The 18,781-nt window shown below is 51.6% G+C and carries 20 protein-coding genes; 9 read left to right on the top strand and 11 right to left on the bottom strand.

The genetic code is table 11. From position 1 onward, the window contains the following. The first annotated feature begins 65 nt into the window (after positions 1-65). The 4 genes from AC6I9Z_RS09810 to AC6I9Z_RS09795 all read left to right on the top strand — a co-directional run bounded on the left by AC6I9Z_RS09810 (position 66) and on the right by AC6I9Z_RS09795 (position 3,482). On the top strand, positions 66-758 hold the full coding sequence (locus AC6I9Z_RS09810) for a glycoside hydrolase family 25 protein (protein ID WP_461455672.1): 693 nt from the start codon (positions 66-68) through the stop codon (positions 756-758). Between the two features lie 56 nt (positions 759-814). Continuing rightward, on the top strand, positions 815-1,369 hold the full coding sequence (dcd, locus tag AC6I9Z_RS09805) for a dCTP deaminase (RefSeq protein ID WP_461455670.1): 555 nt from the start codon (positions 815-817) through the stop codon (positions 1,367-1,369). Between the two features lie 46 nt (positions 1,370-1,415). After that, the gene (locus AC6I9Z_RS09800) at positions 1,416-2,597 is read left to right on the top strand and encodes a saccharopine dehydrogenase family protein (RefSeq protein ID WP_461455668.1); all 1,182 of its coding nucleotides are present in this window, start codon (positions 1,416-1,418) and stop codon (positions 2,595-2,597) included. Positions 2,598-2,708: 111 nt separating this feature from the next. Beyond that, positions 2,709-3,482, top strand: coding sequence for a metallophosphoesterase family protein (locus tag AC6I9Z_RS09795; RefSeq protein WP_461455666.1), 774 nt, complete (start codon positions 2,709-2,711; stop codon positions 3,480-3,482). Between the two features lie 69 nt (positions 3,483-3,551). On the opposite strand, the gene ctrA is transcribed toward AC6I9Z_RS09795, so the two are convergent. Next, complete coding sequence (gene ctrA / locus AC6I9Z_RS09790) at positions 3,552-4,259, bottom strand: response regulator transcription factor CtrA (RefSeq protein ID WP_109357261.1); 708 nt, start codon at positions 4,257-4,259, stop codon at positions 3,552-3,554. A 203-nt stretch (positions 4,260-4,462) separates the two neighbouring features. After that, a complete protein-coding gene (locus tag AC6I9Z_RS09785) occupies positions 4,463-4,627 on the bottom strand; it encodes a hypothetical protein (RefSeq protein ID WP_461455663.1) in 165 nt (54 codons plus the stop codon). On the opposite strand from AC6I9Z_RS09785, the gene arfB reads away from it, so the two are divergent. Beyond that, entirely contained in the window at positions 4,621-5,022 is a 402-nt protein-coding gene (gene arfB / locus AC6I9Z_RS09780) for an alternative ribosome rescue aminoacyl-tRNA hydrolase ArfB (protein WP_461455661.1), read from the top strand. The genes AC6I9Z_RS09785 and arfB overlap by 7 nt on opposite strands. A 70-nt stretch (positions 5,023-5,092) precedes the next feature. On the opposite strand, the gene AC6I9Z_RS09775 is transcribed toward arfB, so the two are convergent. From AC6I9Z_RS09775 to AC6I9Z_RS09760, 4 genes are read right to left on the bottom strand one after another with little or no spacing between them, the layout of a single operon-like run. Next, positions 5,093-6,169, bottom strand: a complete 1,077-nt coding sequence (locus AC6I9Z_RS09775; RefSeq protein WP_461455659.1) for a glutathione S-transferase family protein — start codon at positions 6,167-6,169, stop codon at positions 5,093-5,095. 45 nt (positions 6,170-6,214) lie between these two features. Beyond that, positions 6,215-7,009, bottom strand: a complete 795-nt coding sequence (locus AC6I9Z_RS09770) for an SDR family oxidoreductase (RefSeq protein ID WP_461455657.1) — start codon at positions 7,007-7,009, stop codon at positions 6,215-6,217. Between the two features lie 47 nt (positions 7,010-7,056). Further along, on the bottom strand, positions 7,057-7,710 hold the full coding sequence (locus AC6I9Z_RS09765; RefSeq protein ID WP_461455655.1) for a 2-hydroxychromene-2-carboxylate isomerase: 654 nt from the start codon (positions 7,708-7,710) through the stop codon (positions 7,057-7,059). Between the two features lie 29 nt (positions 7,711-7,739). Next, the gene (locus AC6I9Z_RS09760; protein WP_461455653.1) at positions 7,740-9,221 is read right to left on the bottom strand and encodes a GMC family oxidoreductase; all 1,482 of its coding nucleotides are present in this window, start codon (positions 9,219-9,221) and stop codon (positions 7,740-7,742) included. A 121-nt stretch (positions 9,222-9,342) separates the two neighbouring features. Between AC6I9Z_RS09760 and AC6I9Z_RS09755 the strand changes: the two genes are divergently transcribed. The 3 genes from AC6I9Z_RS09755 to AC6I9Z_RS09745 all read left to right on the top strand — a co-directional run bounded on the left by AC6I9Z_RS09755 (position 9,343) and on the right by AC6I9Z_RS09745 (position 12,294). After that, on the top strand, positions 9,343-9,975 hold the full coding sequence (locus AC6I9Z_RS09755; protein WP_461455651.1) for a TetR/AcrR family transcriptional regulator: 633 nt from the start codon (positions 9,343-9,345) through the stop codon (positions 9,973-9,975). A 247-nt stretch (positions 9,976-10,222) separates the two neighbouring features. Beyond that, positions 10,223-10,708, top strand: a complete 486-nt coding sequence (locus tag AC6I9Z_RS09750) for a GAF domain-containing protein (RefSeq protein WP_461455649.1) — start codon at positions 10,223-10,225, stop codon at positions 10,706-10,708. A 161-nt stretch (positions 10,709-10,869) separates the two neighbouring features. Continuing rightward, the gene (locus AC6I9Z_RS09745) at positions 10,870-12,294 is read left to right on the top strand and encodes an RcnB family protein (RefSeq protein ID WP_461455647.1); all 1,425 of its coding nucleotides are present in this window, start codon (positions 10,870-10,872) and stop codon (positions 12,292-12,294) included. A gap of 108 nt (positions 12,295-12,402) precedes the next feature. Here the strand turns inward: AC6I9Z_RS09745 and AC6I9Z_RS09740 are convergent, their stop codons facing one another. The 4 genes from AC6I9Z_RS09740 to AC6I9Z_RS09725 form a co-directional block, all read right to left on the bottom strand. After that, complete coding sequence (locus AC6I9Z_RS09740) at positions 12,403-13,161, bottom strand: arginyltransferase (RefSeq protein WP_109357269.1); 759 nt, start codon at positions 13,159-13,161, stop codon at positions 12,403-12,405. Between the two features lie 181 nt (positions 13,162-13,342). Then, positions 13,343-13,585, bottom strand: coding sequence for a hypothetical protein (locus AC6I9Z_RS09735; RefSeq protein WP_109357270.1), 243 nt, complete (start codon positions 13,583-13,585; stop codon positions 13,343-13,345). A 185-nt stretch (positions 13,586-13,770) separates the two neighbouring features. Beyond that, the gene (locus tag AC6I9Z_RS09730) at positions 13,771-15,456 is read right to left on the bottom strand and encodes an amidohydrolase (RefSeq protein WP_461455644.1); all 1,686 of its coding nucleotides are present in this window, start codon (positions 15,454-15,456) and stop codon (positions 13,771-13,773) included. Positions 15,457-15,486: 30 nt separating this feature from the next. After that, a complete protein-coding gene (locus tag AC6I9Z_RS09725) occupies positions 15,487-16,362 on the bottom strand; it encodes an NAD(P)-dependent oxidoreductase (RefSeq protein WP_461455642.1) in 876 nt (291 codons plus the stop codon). A gap of 72 nt (positions 16,363-16,434) precedes the next feature. Here AC6I9Z_RS09725 and AC6I9Z_RS09720 point away from each other — a divergent pair, with 72 nt between their 5' ends. After that, on the top strand, positions 16,435-17,676 hold the full coding sequence (locus AC6I9Z_RS09720) for a threonine ammonia-lyase (RefSeq protein WP_461455640.1): 1,242 nt from the start codon (positions 16,435-16,437) through the stop codon (positions 17,674-17,676). Positions 17,677-17,710: 34 nt separating this feature from the next. Here the strand turns inward: AC6I9Z_RS09720 and AC6I9Z_RS09715 are convergent, their stop codons facing one another. After that, positions 17,711-18,658 carry a hypothetical protein gene (locus AC6I9Z_RS09715; RefSeq protein ID WP_461455638.1) on the bottom strand — a complete coding sequence of 316 codons (948 nt, stop codon included), beginning with the start codon at positions 18,656-18,658 and terminating at the stop codon, positions 17,711-17,713. Between the last annotated feature and the right edge of the window lie 123 nt (positions 18,659-18,781).

Genomic DNA, 18,781 nt, shown 5'->3' with positions numbered 1-18,781 from the left:
TCGATTCTCTGCCCGTTGGTGCAGTTGTTCAATCGTCCAGTTGAGTAGCGCGTCAGGGAAATAGGGTGTCCACAAAAAATCGGAAAAATACCGTGCTGCGGTTCGGCCTGATCATCATTGTCCTGCTGATCATCGCCTTTGTGCTGCGCAATATCGCCGTCGGCTGGGCACCGCCAAGAGACCAGTATCCAGTGCAGGGTATTTCGGTAGATGCCAGCAATGGTGAGATTATTTGGCATGTCGCCGGCGCCACAGGCGTCGATTTTGCCTATGTCCTGGCGACCAATGGTGCGGAGGAGCGGGACGCCAATTTCGCCGCCAATATCAAGGGCGCACGCGAAGCAGGCATCCGCTATGGCGCTGTCCATGAATATAGCTTGTGCCGTCTGGCCACCGATCAGGCGACCATGTTTGTGACTACTGTTCCCAGGGAAGAAAACATCCTGCCGCCTGCTGTGCGGCTCGCCTATGACAATGGCTGCAAGGATAGGCCGGGACGTGCTTTGGTGTTGAGTGAGCTCAATACTTTTCTCAACCAGATTGAAGGGCATAGCGGCAAACCCGCTGTCATAATCGTTTCGAAAGAGTTTGAGGAAGATTATAGCATTAGCAGCGGTATCGGCCGCACATTCTGGCTGGAAGGCAACTTCTTTCCGCCCGATTATGCAACTAAGCCGTGGGTTATGTGGCGCGCATCCGATATGCGGCGGATCAGCGGTATCGATGGTCCCGTCAACTGGAATGTTGTGCGTCCCTGAGCTTGCTGGCATGAAGCGAAAAACGTCTTGAGCCCAATTCCCGGAGAAAGAGAAATATGAGCATTTTATCCGACAGGTGGATTCGCCAGGAAGCCCAGCATAGCGGGATGATCGAACCCTTCGTCGAAGGGCAAAAGCGCGATGGCTGCATCAGCTATGGATTGTCTTCTTATGGCTATGACGCCCGCGTGGCCGACGAATTCAAGATTTTCACCAATGTGAACAGCGCTGTCGTTGACCCAAAGAAGTTTGATGCGGATAGTCTGGTCGACCGGAAAACAGATTGCTGTATCATTCCGCCCAACAGCTTTGCGCTCGCCCGCACAGTCGAATATTTCCGAATCCCGCGCGATGTTCTGGTGATCTGCCTGGGTAAGTCAACTTATGCCCGCTGCGGCATCATCGTAAACGTCACGCCGCTGGAACCGGGCTGGGAAGGCCATGTAACGCTGGAATTTTCCAACACCACCCCCCTGCCCGCCAAAATCTATGCCAATGAAGGCGCATGCCAGTTTCTATTCCTGAAAGGCAATGAACCGTGCGAAACCAGCTATGCTGAACGCGCCGGGAAATATATGGGGCAAAGAGGCGTGACTCTGCCAAAACTCTAAGTCATAAGATCGTTTCGAAACAAAACTGATAATAAGGAGGGCCGCGATGTCCGATGCACGGGAATTTGATGTCATAATTTACGGATCAACGGGCTATACAGGCCGTCTGGTTGCCGAATATATGGCAAAACAATATGGTGTCGGCGGCGACGCACCGAAATGGGCCATGGCCGGGCGTTCGATGGAAAAGCTGGAAGAAGTCCGGGGCCTGATCGGTGCCCCCAAGGAAACACCATTGGTTATGGCGGATTCCGATGATGCATCCTCCATCGACATGATGGCAAGCCGGGCCAGTGTCATCCTGACCACGGTGGGTCCTTATCAACTTTATGGCGACGGACTGGTCGCTGCCTGTGTTCAGCATGGCACTCATTATGTCGACCTTTGCGGTGAACCCGGCTGGATGCGTGAGAAGATTGACGAGCATCAGGAAGCGGCTGAAAAATCAGGTGCACAAATCTGTTTTTCCTGCGGTTTTGACTCCATTCCCTTCGATTTGGGCGTGCTGGCGCTGCAGAAAGAGATGGACAAGCGCTTTGGCAAACCCGCAACACGCGTCAAAGGCCGAGTTCGTGCCATGGAAGGCACATTCTCCGGAGGAACTGCGGCTAGTTTGAAAGAAACGATGAAGGCTATTGCTAAAAACCCGGGCCTAGTAAAAATTCTGGCCAGCAGCTTTGGTCTGACACCTGGCTTTGAAGGGCCCGATCAACCGAACATGATGATCCCGAAAGTTGATAAAACGCTCGATAGCTGGGTTGCACCCTTTATCATGGCGCCGATCAACACCAAAAATGTGCATCGCACCAACTTCCTTTTGGATTTCCCATACAGCGAAAACTTCAAATATGATGAGATGGTCGTCACAAGCCCAGGCGAGATGGGTAAACAGGCGGCAGAGATGCTGGCCAAAGCCAATCCGCTAAGCGGTGATGATGCACCAAAGCCCGGTGAAGGTCCGACCAAGGAAGAACGAGAAAATGGCTATTATGACGTCATTTTTCTGGGCGAAACTGCGGATGGTGAGACGGCAAGCCTTTGCGTCAAAGGCGACAAGGATCCCGGCTATGGTTCAACTTCCAAGATGATTGCAGAAGCGGCGCTTTGTATTGCACAGGACGGCAATAAACATGGCGGCGGTATTTGGACACCGGGGGCATTGATGGGCAAAAAGCTGATCAAGCGCCTGGAAGCCAATGCCGGTCTTAGCTTCACAGTGGAAAGCTAGTCTTCTAAATTACCCATTCATCTAAATAGACTATATAGAAAAAAGAGGCGGGCGCTATGATAGCGGCTGCCTCTTAAATTTTTAACAAATGAAACGAAATTCGTTGGCACGATGTTGAAGCGCCTGTTCAAAAAGAAATCGGAACCCCGGCCTCTGGACGTAGCCACCATTCCGGAAGGCCGCCGCGTCTATGCGATTGGAGATATCCATGGCCGCAATGATTTGTTGCAGCAGCTGATCGAAAAAATCATCGATGATGATTCAAAGCGTGGTGATTGCAACAGCGAGATTATTTTCCTTGGTGATCTGGTTGATCGCGGATCGGACAGTGCCGGCGTTATCGAGACCGCAATGACGCTCAAACGCGAACTTGGTGATGTCCGCTTCTTGATGGGTAATCATGAGGAAGTATATCTGAAAGCGGCGACGGGAGATGAAAAAGCAACGCGCTTCTTCAACCGGATTGGCGGCAAAGAAACTATCCTAAGCTACGAGATCAGCATGCGGGAATATATGGATCTCGACAATGCAGCGCTGGCGCAGCGCTTGCCCAACTTGATCCCGGGGCATCATATCGACTTTATCAAAGACTTTGAGAACCAGATTATCGTCGGCGACTATGCCTTTGTTCATGCCGGCATTCGCCCCGGCGTATCGCTTGATGAACAGAAACCGAAAGACTTGCGCTGGATCAGGGAAGAATTCCTGTCAGCGAAAGAACCGCACGAGAAAGTCATTGTCTACGGCCACACGATCAATGATGACGTTGTCGAAAAAGGTAACCGGATCGGCATTGATACCGGGGCCTATTATAGCGAAAAGCTTACCGCTCTGGTGCTGGAAGGCAATCAACGCTGGTATCTCGACACAGCGGACTCACAATAATCATGCAAAAAAACGGCGGAACCTTTGAAGGTCCCGCCGCCGGTTTTTTGGGTAGTGAGCTGAAAAGTCCTAAGCGACCTGAACTTCCGGTCCGACTTCTTCTTCCATGTCGCGAAGGACATAGCCGCGGCCCCATACGGTTTCGATGTAGTTTTCGCCGCCGCAGGCAAGAGCCAGCTTTTTACGCAACTTACAAATAAACACGTCGATAATCTTGAGTTCCGGCTCATCCATGCCGCCATAAAGATGATTGAGGAACATTTCCTTGGTGAGCGTCGTACCTTTGCGCAGGGAGAGCAGCTCAAGCATTGCATATTCTTTACCGGTCAGATGAACGCGGTTGCCATCGACTTCAACGGTCTTGGCATCAAGGTTCACGGCAAGTTTGCCGGTGCGGATAACCGACTGCGAGTGGCCTTTGGAACGGCGCACAACAGCGTGAATGCGGGCGACGAGCTCTTCGCGGTGGAAAGGCTTGGTCACATAATCGTCGGCACCAAAGCCAAAGGACCGCACTTTGCTGTCCATTTCGCTGATACCGGAAAGAATAAGTACTGGCGTCTGCACCTTGGCAACGCGCAGTTTTTTCAGGACATCATAACCATGCATGTCTGGCAGGTTGAGGTCCAGACAGATAATATCATAGTCATAGAGCTTACCCAGATCGAGGCCTTCTTCGCCCAAATCCGTTGTGTATACGTTAAAGCCTTCAGTTGTCAGCATCAGCTCAATTGCCTTTGCAGTTGTTGGCTCATCTTCAATCAGCAGCACACGCATTGGGCAGCCCCTTTTCTTAATTTACGCACCGGCAACGGGTACACTCCCGAAACCCCTCGATCATTTATTAACCATAAGACAGATGAACGTAAAAGGTTAATTTTCAATTAATGTAGGATAAAGCACGAGTCGCAGGCAGCGCCGTGACTCTGTAAGCCGCAGAAATGAGTCGTTTCAGGACTCTGGCAACCTCCGAAAAAAAATTAACTTTTTCTCAGAAAATTGGCCTCAAATTGGCGAAGCAGATGATTTTCAGTGTCTTTTTTGTCGCAAATCACACCGTTTATGCCAGCGAATGGTAACGCATCAAACCGGCGACCACCCTCTATGCCGACCACCATTAATTGAGTAGAGACGCCCAATGTCATTCGATATTCCCGAAAGCGCGATCAGTGAAACCTTCCTTGCCGCATCAGGTCCGGGCGGTCAGAATGTTAACAAGGTCGAGACAGCGGTCCAGATGCGCGTTAACATTTACGCCTTGCGCCTACCTCCGTTTGCATTTCGAAAATTGCGGGACATGGCAGGCCGGAAAATGACCAATGGCGGCGAACTTGTCATCACGGTGCGAGAGCATCGTACGCGGGAAGCCAACCGCTCAGAAGCCCGGAAACGGATAGAAGACATGCTGGTCGACGCGCACAAACGTGACGTTCGCCGGATAAAGACCAAACCTAGCCGTGCCGCCAAGGCAAGACGTGTTGATTCCAAGAAGAAGAAATCAAACGTCAAAAAGATGCGTGGGAAACCAGCTTTGGACTGACCACGACAGGCATTGGCATGGGACGACTACTCACGTTGTTACTTGTACATAATATGCACTTCACAAAATATTATGGGAGTCCGCCATTAAATACGTTCATGGCCCTTCCAAAGGGTAGATGATTATCGCGGTTATAATCGGATTGTGCCAAAACCTGTGCATCCCAAAGAACTTCCGCACTACCAAAGGGAAGTAACGCTTTAACCGTTTTTTGCTGATCTGCGGACAGCAAGTCAAAACGGTGACGCAACTCTTCGAGGCACCAAACACGATATCTTGATACAGCGATATCCTGATAATCGCAGCCTTGAACCGTCATGTCAAAGCGCTCCTTATCTCTAGCAAAAGCTTCTGCATTAGCCGTCAATTGAACCAAATGTGTTTCACAGATTTCTTTCAACAATGGTGCAGCATCACTTGGTATTTGGGTAACAAACTTTGGCTGATCTTGGTTCTGACCATGCCACATCCGGGCAACCCATTCAAAAACTGCCGGCGCAGTATTACGCATTATTTCCTGCGGCGTGGGATCTTGACCATAATGTCGGAACATGGGGCCCATCATTCCAAAGTCGGCCAATGATGGCACATTGCCGAGAAGAAACGGGCGATTCTTCAACATCGCTGTCATGCCAGCTAGTGCATTGTGATATGTTTGCTCGATATGTTTGCGTGTTTCTTCTGTGACACCATCTCGTTTGACATAGTGACGAACCTGTCGGCGAACTATAATCTTTAGTCTCATCCACCGGGGCAATTTCAAGTGTCCCGTAACCTCATCAGTCAGAACATTGGAGGCAAGCAGCCTGTCATAGTCATACCACCAACGATAGTACATTGCTGACCGCCAAAGCCATTCATCCCCATAATCTTCGATAAGATGTGAAATGAAATCAACGACTGGATCGCCCGGCAAGATAGGATTATCTGGATGTTCATCCTCAAGATGCATGATGATAGGTGTCGTATCTGACATCCACTTTCCATCATCATCGACAATTGGCATCTGCACCGCGCCCACCTTTTCCTTTAGCATCTGGGCGTCGCCATAAGGTGTCGGCAAAGGCGTATAAGCAATATTCTTATAACGCAAATAGGCTTCAAGTTTGCCCGTATAGTAAGAAATACGCGATCCGTAGACTATCATATGCCCCTCCTCATATTCTTCCGGTCTTCTCGTTCGATCTATTCATCAGAAAATGGAGTTGTGTTGACCACCGTCGATCACAATATTCTGACCGACGATAAATCTTGCCAGGGAACTGCACAGGAAAGCGGCCATCGGCGCGAGATCGTCGGCATCACCCATAAAGCCAGCGGGAATGTGATTATGTTCCTTGAAGTGCGCCCTTACGATTTCCGGTTTGCGTTCAAGACCGAAGGCATCGGCATAGGCACCCATAATTTCCGATGCGCCCTCAGTCGCAAACATGCCAGGCAGAAGATTGTTCATGATAACGCCATGCGGGGCAATTTCCCGTGAAACGCTTGCCGTGTAATTGAGTAAAGCGGACCGAGCCGGACCGGACATCAACCGCCAGATCATCGGGTTCTTAGCAGAGAAGGTAGCGATGTTGACGATCCTGCCCCAGCCTTTCTTCTTCATTACGGGGATATAATTTCGCATGATTTCGATCGGTCCGATCAAGGCTGTTTCCACTGAATCGCGCCACATTTCGGCCGATACATCCAAAAAATCTCCGTTAGGATCGGGCGGCTTTATCGTAATCGCAAGAATATCGGGATCAGGACAGACAGCGAATAACGCCTCTCGACCCGCCTCGGTGGAGGAATCTCCAACAACCGGTGTTACCGGTACATTGTATTTCTCCGCGATTTGCTCTGCGGCCTTTTGTAATCGAGCTTCGCCACGGGCAGAAATGACCAGCTCCGCTCCCGCCTCCGCAAGGCGTTCAGCAGTTGCCCTTCCCATACCCGCACTGCCGCCTGCCATAATTGCTTTTTTGCCTTTGATCTGAAGATCCATTTGTTAGACTCCCTTGTTCGTTAAATATGGCTTGTTCGTTCTGTTGGTTACTCGGACGGATTGCGCCGCAGTCCTGCCTCATCGAGCCGCCAACGCAGCGTATCGATCCGATCCTGCCCAAAAAACGGCTCGCCTTTGAAAACCATTGTAGGCACACCCCAGTGACCAGATTGTTCTAGCAACCTATGATTTTTCTCTATTTCGGCTTTGACATCATAATGTGTGAAGGCACCTTCCATCTGAGATAGGTTCAAGCCCGCGCGTTCAGCTGCAAGAGCCAAATGGTCACCCTTGTCCCAGTTTTTTGTTCCACCCCACAAAAGAGCGGCTACATGATATGCGAAATCTATACCCTTGCCTTGCCGTTCTGCCTCAACGCCCAGCATCGACAATCGCCAGATATAAGGCTGATCTTCGGGAACTTCGAACGTCTCCAGATCCTGAACGACCGGATCCGGCTTGGGCCAGACAAACGGCAATCCCAGAAACGCGGCTCGCCGCATGGAATCCATTACAATATAGCGCGGCCGCTTTTTGTCAGCCGCATCGAACACCGTTGATTTAGCACGTAAAGCAATCGGTAGTACTGGACGAAGCGAGACGCTCACCGCATAATCCTCGCGCAGTCGCAATAAGTCTGGCGTCACCAGATAGGAATATGGGCTTCTGAACGACCAGAAAACATCTATGGTGTTAGCCATTTTTTACCTTTCAGTTCTTTTAGAGATTATCATTGGTCAAGTTCCGCTTTCATTTTGCGGGCAATCCGTTCTGCAATCATAACACAACCCAGATATGTGTTACCCGCCGGGATAGTGGGCATAACCGAAGCATCGACCACACGCAGCCGGGCAACACCTCGGACCCGACAATCGGCATCCAGCACCGTTCCCATCGGGCAGGTGCTGGTCATATGACCATAGCTGACAATCCCACGATCCAGCGCGACAGATACCGCTTCTTGTTTGGTAAGGTCATAGGGTATCAACGGCCGGCATCCAGACTGTCTGAAGGCTTCCGACGCCTCCCATTCTGCAATTTTTTGAAAAGCATGCCGCAACCGATTGATACCGTCGTCGGGTAGATTGGGAGCGATCACGACAGGGTCCATTTCTGCACTGTCACCTAGCCGCACCTTTCCATTTCCGGCAGAGCGCATCAGGAAAGCCGCCATCACAAAATTGGTGGGAGCCTCTGTCGGTGCGGGCGCTATTGGAAACAAATGATAGTCGACGTCCTCACCGTTGGACGCTCCAATATAGAGGGACTGCGCCGGTCCGGCGATACCACCACGTGGCCCTTCATGAGTATATGGCACAGATGGTCCCAAATGATCGGCCATGGTCTCACCAACTGGCAAATCAGCTTGAACAAATATATCATGATCAGCAAGGTGGGAAGCCGGACCAACACCGGATCGCATGAGCAGAGCGGGAGACCATAGAGCGCCGACCGACACGACCACTTCATCGCCCTCAATCTGCTCACCACTCTCTAACGTAACGCCTGTCGCTCTGCATTTCTCAATTTGCAGCGCAGCAACCTTGGCATTGGTTCGGATCTCAAGATTTTCCCGCTGCCTTACCCTATCAGTCAAATAGGCAAGGCTGGTCGACAATCGTTTGGCGTTTTTATCAACTGTAACCGGAAAAACACCGATGCCCGGCAACTGGTCAGGATCATTAATGTCTTCAACAATAGCATTCCCGGATTCAGCCATGCCATCTTGGAAAGCGATTTGCGCATGACTCATTTCGTCGCGACGCCATCGGCGGACCGTAAGAGGGCCTGAATCGCCGTGGATCGGACTGAACCCAAAATCCAGATCGCTTTCTGCGGCTATGAAGGTTTCTGCAACATCTTCCCAGCTCCATCCGTCCAGTCCAGAAGCTGCCCAGCCGTCATAATCTTCTGGTAGCCCTCTCAAGGTGGCCAACCCATTGGCCGCAGATGTCCCGCCCAATATCCGTCCCTGCAATATCGGAATGGCAGCGCTTTGCGTTTTCATGATGGTCGTTGCGATTGGAACAGCGCCCTGCCATGCATCAGCGGCCCGTGCCGGATCGAGAATGGCGGAATCATAGGTCGTATCATTGGGACCCGCTTCTAGCAGCGTCACATATATTGCAGGGCTTTCACTGAGCCGTGCAGCAAGAACCGATCCAGCGGTGCCGCCACCGACAATGATGATATGCTGAAGATTTTGCTTCACTGTCGTCGCTCGCCTCGCCCTGTTCTGCTTCAAGAATCACTAATTAGGTTGCAATACCTATTTCTAGGTTATAAAACCTAATTTGACAAGTTTGTTATTTCCAGGAAGGAAAACAGGAAACATGAAAGCGCGTTCTCACACCGCAGACCGCATATTGGAGGCCAGTCGCAAAGCCTTCAACGAAAAGGGATATGCAGCTACGTCAGTTACTGAAATCGCGACTTCCTTGGACATGTCCCAAGGGAATTTGACTTATCATTTTCCGACGAAGCGCGACTTGGCGATAGCCCTGGAAGACGATGCAATATTGTCGATGAGAGAATACCGCGTAACCAAGAAAAACGGGTCATTGGCTGACAACTATATTGATCACATACTATTCGGGATGCAGTTGACATGGCGCTACCGCTTCCTTCTGCGTGATCGAATACATTATGCCGGCGCACCCGTTGGTCAGCGACCGGATTCTGAGCTGATCGCGGACTATGAGGGGCTTGTCGACTTACTCAAGCGAATTGACGAAGAAGGTCTCTTCTTGAGAGATAACGAACAGGGCATTGATGTTCTGGCCCGGTCACTGTGGATTGTCAGTCGCTATTGGGGTGACTATCTGCGGGAACTCGAGGGGCTTGAACAGGCCAGTTGGACCGACCAGAAGCGGGGTATTCAACATCACCTCGCCGTGCTGTTTCCATATCTAAAAGTCTCTGCACGACGTGAGTTCAAGACAGCGCTGGACCAACGCCAAATATAGAAGTCTCAGCATACTTCAGCATGGTCGCCCTTTCGGGCCCTGCCGTGAGTTTCACTTCATACCGATTGTCAGCGGCAATTTTTTGTGGGTTGCGGCGCCGTTCTGGGCCGACATTCAGAAACCCTGAAAATCGGGGACCAGAATTTTTAAAAAATCACTTTAGAACAATGCCTTAATTAAAGAAGATAAATGGTTTGTGAAGATACCTTCTTGAAACCTCACCACATAAACTGATAGCGGCCCTGTCATGTATGATTTCTCCATCTCAGCAGACCAGTCTCCGGACATATTATATAACGATCTAGCTACCGCGACACGTGCACTTACTGATGGAGAGTCTGACTCCATAGCCAATATGGCCAATGTTTCGGCGCTGATCTGGCAATATGTTCCAAACTTGAATTGGGCCGGCTTTTATCGGGTAGTTGGGGACGAGCTGGTGCTCGGACCGTTTCAGGGCAAAAGCGCCTGTATCCGGATCGCAATGGGCAAGGGTGTGTGCGGAACTGCTGCAGCAACCAATCAGGTCCAACGCGTCGCCGATGTCCATGCCTTTCCTGGGCACATCGCCTGTGATGCGGACAGTCGCAGTGAGCTGGTGGTGCCTGTCAGCAAAGACGGTAAGGTTATAGCGGTGCTTGATCTGGACAGCCCCCTGCCCGATCGTTTTACGGCGGCGGACGAGAAAGGCATGACAAAGCTGATTGCAGCCATTGCTAACGGGCTTGGTTAACAGCGCCGTAACTATATTGCCCCATTTCGAGACAGTGTTCTAAATCTACCCTATTTTACAAGCTACTAATGGTCAAACAACGCCTAAAATGGTAACTATGCGTTAACCATTACACGGTGGGACGTGCCAATCGTACGGTCCGAAACAGGGAGTTGTTAACCATGAAGACCCTTTTATTTGCTGGCTTGGCTGGCGCTATGGCGATGGCGCCAGCAGCGGCATCCGCCGCCATCGACTCGGTGCCGGGCAGCACCGCAGCGCAGGCACCAGTAGATATGTCTTTCGCCTCTGCCGCCGCCCTTGCCTCTGGTGCGCAGGGGGCCAAGAAGACGATGAACCGCATGGGCGGTAAACATATGCGGCATGCCATGCGCGGCGGGCGTCATTTTCGTGACGGTGCAAAAGTCCGCATGGGACGCATGGGATATCGCAAAGGGTACAAACGACCGCACCGTGGTTTCCGGCTGCCGAGGACCTTTATCAGGCCCAGCTTCTTTATCGCCAACTATGGTCATTATGGCCTTCACCGGCCCACTGCTGGCTATGGCTGGTCGCGCTATTATGATGATGCGGTTCTGACCGATCGCCGTGGAGTGGTCTATGATAGCGTCAGCAATCTCGATTGGGATCGCTATAATCAGGGCTATAATGACGGTTACCGCGCTGGTCAGGTAACCTACGATAAAAGCATCCTGATGAATGATGACCGGGTTATCGCAACGCCATCGGGCGCGCATGGCGGATCGACAATCTATCAAGGTGACTGGGACGGCGCATATCGCGAAGATGGCAGTTACAAGGGCGATTGGCAGGGAACTTATCGCGATGCCGAAGGCAAGGTATATAAAGGCCAATATTCCGGTACATTTATTGGTGATGGCGATGTTTCGCAAACCGGTGCCACCTATGCTGATGGTCCGCACTGGAGCAACGAAGGGCCTGTCCGGGACGAGCCTAACTATCAAGAACGCCGCTACGAAGAGCGGGCTTATGACAGCCGGACCGAAGAACTAGCCTATCTCGAGCGGTGCAAGAAAAGCAGCGGGATTGGCGGTGCGGTTGTCGGCGGTGCGATCGGCGCTTTGGCCGGAAATCGTATTGCGGGACGCGGGAACCGCTTGGGCGGCTCCCTAATTGGTGGCGGTGTTGGCGCTTTGGCCGGTGCTGCGATCGACCAGAGCACAGACCGGTGCCGCAAACTGCTCAAGAAATATGGTCAGGATTATCAAGAGCGTGGGCGATATTCTCGTGCTCCGGGAGTAGACTATCGTGCTCCTGAATACAGTGTCCCTGCTCCGCAGCCACAATATCGGGCACATAAACGTTACCACAGTGGATGGCAGGGCGGATATTACTATCCCGCCTATTATTACACGCATGCCCAACCGATGGTGACCACAGTTGTGATCGAGTCCACGCCGGTTACGACAACGACCACGACAACCTACATCGATGAAGAAGTCATCTACACAAAGGCCAAACCGGCCAAGAAACGCTGGAAGGCCGCTCCCAAAAAAGTGTGGAAACCCAAACCGAAAAAATATGACCCTGGCCCCTTGAAAGGTTGCCAGCAGGCCCACTGCTGATACCGCAATGGAACATCCACTAGATTGACGAAAGCCCGCTGATCAAAAATGATTGGCGGGCTTTTCTACTTATAAGCTAACCGTTTGCGGGGAATTTCTCTCGGTAAATCAAACAGTCTTCTTGGCGTCTACTTCCCGATTAAATCGCCGCCATCCTTCGGGGCCAAGTTGCTCCAGCGGTTGAAAACGGACTTTATATTCCATCCGGCTCGATCCGTTGACCCAATAGCCAAGATAGACATAGGGTAGACCCGCTTTGCGTGCCCGCAAGATGTGATCCATTATAATGAAATTGCCGAGGCCGGCCCGGTCTGGATGATCGGCATCAAAAAAACTGTAAATCATCGACAAGCCATCGCCTTGTTGATCGGTCAGACAGGCACCAACCAGTCGCCCCTTCACGCCATTAACAGTTGGTTCGCGATATTCGATGACATAGCTTTTTACCGGCGACTGCTCAATCATGTCGGAATAGTCCATCTCATCCATTTCGGTCATCCCGCCACCGGGATGCCGTTTAGAGAGATATTTTTGCAGTAAAGAAAATTGTTCCTCGGTCGCCCATGGCTCGCAAGCCTCAACGACCAGATCTTGATTGCGCCGCAATAATTTTCGTTGCGTAGCATTGGGTCGAAACTCATCGACCAATACCCTCACCGAAACGCAAGCTTTGCAGTCAAGGCAGCTTGGCCGGTATGCGACGTTTTGACTGCGACGAAATCCGATTCGTCCCAATGCATCATTGAGTTCGTCGGTATGAGGACCACTCAGCTCGGTGAAGACTTTCCGTTCGCTTTTGCCGGGCAAGTAAGGGCACGGGCTAGGATTTGTAACAAAAAATCGCGGAAAGCGAACAGGTGCAGTCACAGATGAGAGCCTTATCTTCTACGTTAAGAATCAGTAAACCCAATATGCCTTGTGCTGTCACTTATGAAAAGGCAATTTACCATGATGCAAGATCAACGGCCCAACTGCGTCTAATCCATCATCATTGGACAAAAAAAAACGGGACGATAACGCCCCGCTTTTTTGAATATTTTTCCAGGCCTCAGGGGCTTGTTGGCTCATCGTCATCGTCATCAGCAATGATGATAATGCCGGCGATTACAGCTGCAGCAGCCAAAACACCGATGATGATGCCAGTGCTACCTTCGAGCTTTTCAGCGTCGGAATCAGCAGTAGCGCCAATGCGTTCTGCAACTGGAGCAGTGCTCTGAACAGCCTGAGCCATTGCAGGAGCGGTGATGAGGGATACAGCTGCTACGGAAGCGGCCAATTTTTTTAACTTCATTATTTACTCCAATCAGAATAATTTAGTTACCAAAGGACAAAGTCGAAGCCCCGACCTTCTGATATGCCAATAACGCTGCGCGACTCTTTATGGGGTGCATCCGCTATCAGAAGTTTTTTTACGGTCAAGGCCTACCAAACGCAAGTAATAAAAGGCAACTTCAGTTAATATGACCCAAACATAGGTTATTTTACTGGTTGTATCGTCTCATTTACAAAAACCGGCCGCCCACCAACCCACGTTTGCTCAACCTTGATATTCCTGATCGATTGTGGCGCAACCAACATAATATCTTCCTGAATGATTAGGAAATCTGCGCGTTTTCCCTTTGTTAGACTCCCGATCCGATCCTCGGCAAACGATGCATAAGCTGCTCCTATGGTGTAGGCGTACCATGCTTCCTCACGGGTCAATCGCTCACCCGGCAACCATCCACCAAAAGGTTGTCCATTTGCATCTTCGCGCGTCATTGCAGCCGCCAATCCGGGAAACGGATTGGACGATTCAACAGGAACGTCGGTTCCAAAGGCCAATTTCGCGCCCGATTCGAGAATCGATTTCCAAGCATAAGCACCGTCCAGGCGGTCGGGTCCCAGTCGTGCCTCTGCCATTAATCGATCCGACGTCTGATGAACTGGTTGCATCGATGCAATTGTTCCGGTGCGAGCAATTCTTGGCAAGTCCATAGGATCAACAATCTGTGCGTGCTCGATCCGCCAGCGTCGGTCACCTTTAAAAGTATATTGTAGTTCTTCAACAGCAGATAAAATCTCTTCATTGGCCTGGTCTCCGATCGCGTGCACCGCTGTTTGAAAACGATCCATCGCCGCACGGCTCATCTTGTTTTTAAGTTGCGCAGGGGACAGTAGCGCCAATCCTTTCTCTCCCGGTTTGTCGGCATAGGGTTCCTTCAACAACGCACCACGTGATCCCAACGCTCCATCTATATAAAGCTTTACGCCCGCTAGTTTCAGATGATCATCATAAAGCCATGGCGACGGTCCCGGTCCGCCAATTGCAATCATATTTTCGATTTCACCGGCATAAGAGATGATCCGAACTTTAAGTTGCCCTTTGTCTCCTGCCCTACGAAAACTCTGCCAATCGGACATCGTGGTCCCCATATCAGCAATCGCGGTTACTCCCTGGGAAAGCAGTATTTCTTGAGCCTTCATGAGAGCAAGGTCTTTTTCGACAGGGCGCGGCGCCGGAATGGATTTGCTGAACAGTCCCTGTGCTTTGTCGACGAAGATACCGGTTGGTTTACCGCCTGCTCTTTCGATTGCACCGCCCGAAGGCGCCTTGGTTGCGGAAGTGATACCTGCAGCTTTCATACCTGCGCTGTTGACCCAGGCAGCATGGCCGTCGACGCGCTCGAGATAAACTGGCCGGTCCGGAACAACAACGTCAAGCTCCGCAGCTGATGGAAAACGCCCCAAGCCCCAAACTTCCTGATTCCATCCACCACCGATAATCCACCGTCGATTAGGGTATTTGGCTGCATATGCGCGCAACGCCTCTTGTGCCTCAGCAAGAGTCTTTGTCTGCGAGAGGTCCAGTGTCAGAGCGGCAAAACCCAATCCCATGACATGGCCATGGGCATCAACAAAGCCAGGGATCAGCGTTTTACCTTTGCCGTCAAATTGGAAATCAACATCCTTGGGACGCTTGTCTTTCCGATCGAGCAACTCCTTTACCCGACCATCGTCGTCGATAACCATCGCAGCAAACCGGACAACTTTCCCTTCTTCATTGAGCGTTATTCCATTGACGTTCTCGATCAAGCTGTCGGCCTGAGCTGGCGCGCCGACAATCATAGCGGCAGCCCATAAGGTCGTGCACGCTTTTGCTATTGATGAAAAAATACGCATCACTATCCCCCGAAAATCAATCCCTAAAAACTACGCTCTGCTCTTGGCAATTCTTGAAACCAGCGAGCTTGTGTCATGCCGACCGCCGCCCGCCGCCTGAACTTCAGCATAAAACTGATCAACCAATGCAGCGACGGGCAAGGTCGATCCGTTGGTCCGTGCTTCTGCAAGTGCCAGTCCGAGATCCTTACGCATCCAGTCAACCGCAAAGCCAAAATCAAATTCATCGTTGGCCATGGTGGCCCAGCGGTTATCCATTTGCCAGCTTTGCGCAGCTCCGCCCGAAATGGCATCATAAACCTTGTCCAGATCCAGTTTGCTCGCCTGAGCAAAACGCAGAGCCTCAGATAGGCCTTCCAAAACCCCGGCAATAGCGATCTGATTGCACATTTTTGTTGTTTGCCCGGCACCCGGCCCACCCACATGAACAATGCGTGCTGCATAAACCGACATGATATTTTCCGCTGCGGCGAAGGCCTCTTTACTACCGCCGCACATGATGGACAATTTGCCGTTTTCCGCCCCTGCCTGTCCGCCGGAAACCGGCGCATCAACAACATATATGCTACGCCCTTGTGCCTCGACCGACAATTGTCGGGCAATCTGGGCAGAGACCGTGGTATGATCGATAAACAGACCACCGCCTTGCATTGCACCGAAAGCGCCGTCACGGCCCATGGTAACCGCACTTAAATCATCGTCATTGCCAACACAGCTGATCACGATCTGAGCCTCTTTGGCCGCTTCGGCAGGGCTATGCGCAAAAGCTCCGCCATGTTCCGCAACCCATTTTTCCGCCTTCGATTGGGTACGATTGTAGACTGTCAAGTCATGCCCGGCGCGAGCAAGGTGGGCCGCCATGGGGCCGCCCATCACGCCAATTCCGATAAATGCAATTTTTGCCATAATTTATTATCCTTACGGCTCGCATAATCATTGTTTCCCTGAAAGACCAGATGGGTTAGGGGCTTTGGCACTATGACCGATCAAGATACCAGTTCACTTCCGTCCTTCACCTATGCAGATGTTCGGGCGGCCCATGCTCGCATTCGTGACCGCGTCGTGCAGACGCCGACGTTGAAGAGTATCACTCTTTCCGAAATGGCTGGCGCGGAAGTCTTTCTGAAATTCGAGAATCTTCAGTTTACTGCCGCTTACAAGGAGCGCGGCGCTTTAAACGCCTTACTGCTGATGGATGAAGACAAACGCACTGCCGGTGTCATTGCCGCCTCGGCAGGTAACCATGCGCAGGGTCTGGCGTACAATGCCAAGAATCTCGATATTCCAGCCACCATCGTCATGCCTACGACCACCCCGATGGTCAAAGTGGAACAAACACGCGGCCATGGTGCGGAAATTGTCATGGCGGGAGGCAATTATGACGAAGCCTATTCGCACGCGCTGGAGCTCGCTAAGGCACGCGGCCTGACTTACATCCACGCCTTTGATGACCCGCATGTCGCCGCTGGCCAGGGCACAGTTGCGATAGAGATGCTGGAGGCTGTTCCCGACCTTGATCGCTTGATCATTCCGATCGGCGGTGGCGGGTTATTTTCTGGCATGGCGACTGCGGCGCATGCCATGAAACCGGATATCAAAATGACGGGTGTCCAAGCCGCACTTTACCCGAGCATGTACGGAAAACTGAACGGCAAGGATGTAACTGCCGGTGGAGATACGCTGGCTGAAGGTATTGCGGTGCGCAATCCATCCGAATTTACCGCTGCGGTGATCAAGGAATATGTCGATGAAATCCTGCTCGTTGGCGAAGCCCAACTGGAGGGTGCCGTCAGCTTGTTGCTCCAGATAGAAAAAACCGTTGTCGAGGGCGCTGGTGCAGCCGGCCTGGCGGCCCTACTCGGCAACAAGGGTAAATTTGCCGGTGAGAAAGTGGGGCTGGTATTGTGCGGCGGCAATATCGACACACGCTTACTCGCCAATGTTCTGCTCCGTGACCTGGCCCGCTCCGGCCGCCTGGCTCGCCTCCGTCTGCATCTGCGCGATCAGCCAGGCGCTCTCTATAACGTCGTGAAGCAATTCGCCGAACATGAAGTCAACATCATCGAGGTTTATCATCAGCGCGTCTTTACCAACCTCCCTGCCAAGGGCCTAATCACCGATATCGAGTGTGAGGCCAAGGACAAGGAACAGCTGGATGGCCTGATCGCTGATCTGAATAAAGTCGGCTATGACGTGCGGCAGGTGGAACTGGCAGACTAAAATCGGCCGGTCTACCGCTCAAATTTCCAACCAATCAGTCCTCCTGATTGGAATTCAGTTCCTTTTCAAACCGGTTGATCATGGCGGAGCTTTGCATAGCAGCGGATACGTCAGCAGGTGAATGGTATAGTGAACTCAACAAAACCAAATCCAGTTCACTGATCGAAACAGGCATTTTTCCATCGTCTGCAGCGGCATCAAATAGCGAAAGGATAGAGTAGGCAGGTGCTTTGGCCGTCTTGCCGTCTCGCGTATCCATATAGGACCGCATCGCCGCATAATCCGCAATCTGGATGGTGGTCAGATCCACCAGGGCACCTTTTTCGAGCAACAGGAAGGAATGCGTCATCGCTTGCGTGACCGTTCGCTTGATCCGCGATTTCACGTTTGAAGTCAGTGTTGGAACATATGTCTTGGCGGGAGTATCCACCGGCAGGATGCTTACATCATCGGAGTTCTGAAGCACACCCGATTCCGCAGAGCTCGCCTGAATCCGCTTCCATGCATAGGCCGGACCGCCGCTTTTGGCGATCCGCTCTCGTTCATAATGGGAAATGTCGCCAAATAGTCGTGATCGTTTCTTGCGCAGCATCGAGATGGCCTCGTTGCCGTCAGCGACGACCATTACATATACATTTGGCGCGCAGCCTTCCGCCGCTACCTGCATATCGGCGGCCAAAGCGACGCCGCGCATGCGTCTCTCAACCTGCTTGATGTTTTCTTCAGACAGGCCGACAACCTTTGGACAGACAGCGCCTTGAAAGCGCGCATATTGACCTTTGTGCCGCCCGCCTTTCGGCGTTGAAATTGTCGTGCGGACAAACGCCGAGATCTCTTCTTTGGTAACTTTATTACCCGTGACAACGATATCATCACTGGCAGCATTCGGATCAGTAAAAGTAGCATTTGAAGAGGTCGGTAGAAACGCCATTCCCGCCAGTGTGATACTCATGGCGGCTAGTATTTTTCTGTTAAATGGCATTGATAGCTCCTTTTCAAACCTGAACGTCGCACATCACAGTGAACGAGTAAAGCGTAAGCCACCTATCCTTCCAGCGCCATCGACACGCACGACCTGCATCTTTTGCTGGATCGCGTAATATGC

This window comes from Parasphingorhabdus sp. (genome assembly GCF_059726685.1).
This window is presented reverse-complemented; position numbering and strand designations above follow the sequence as displayed.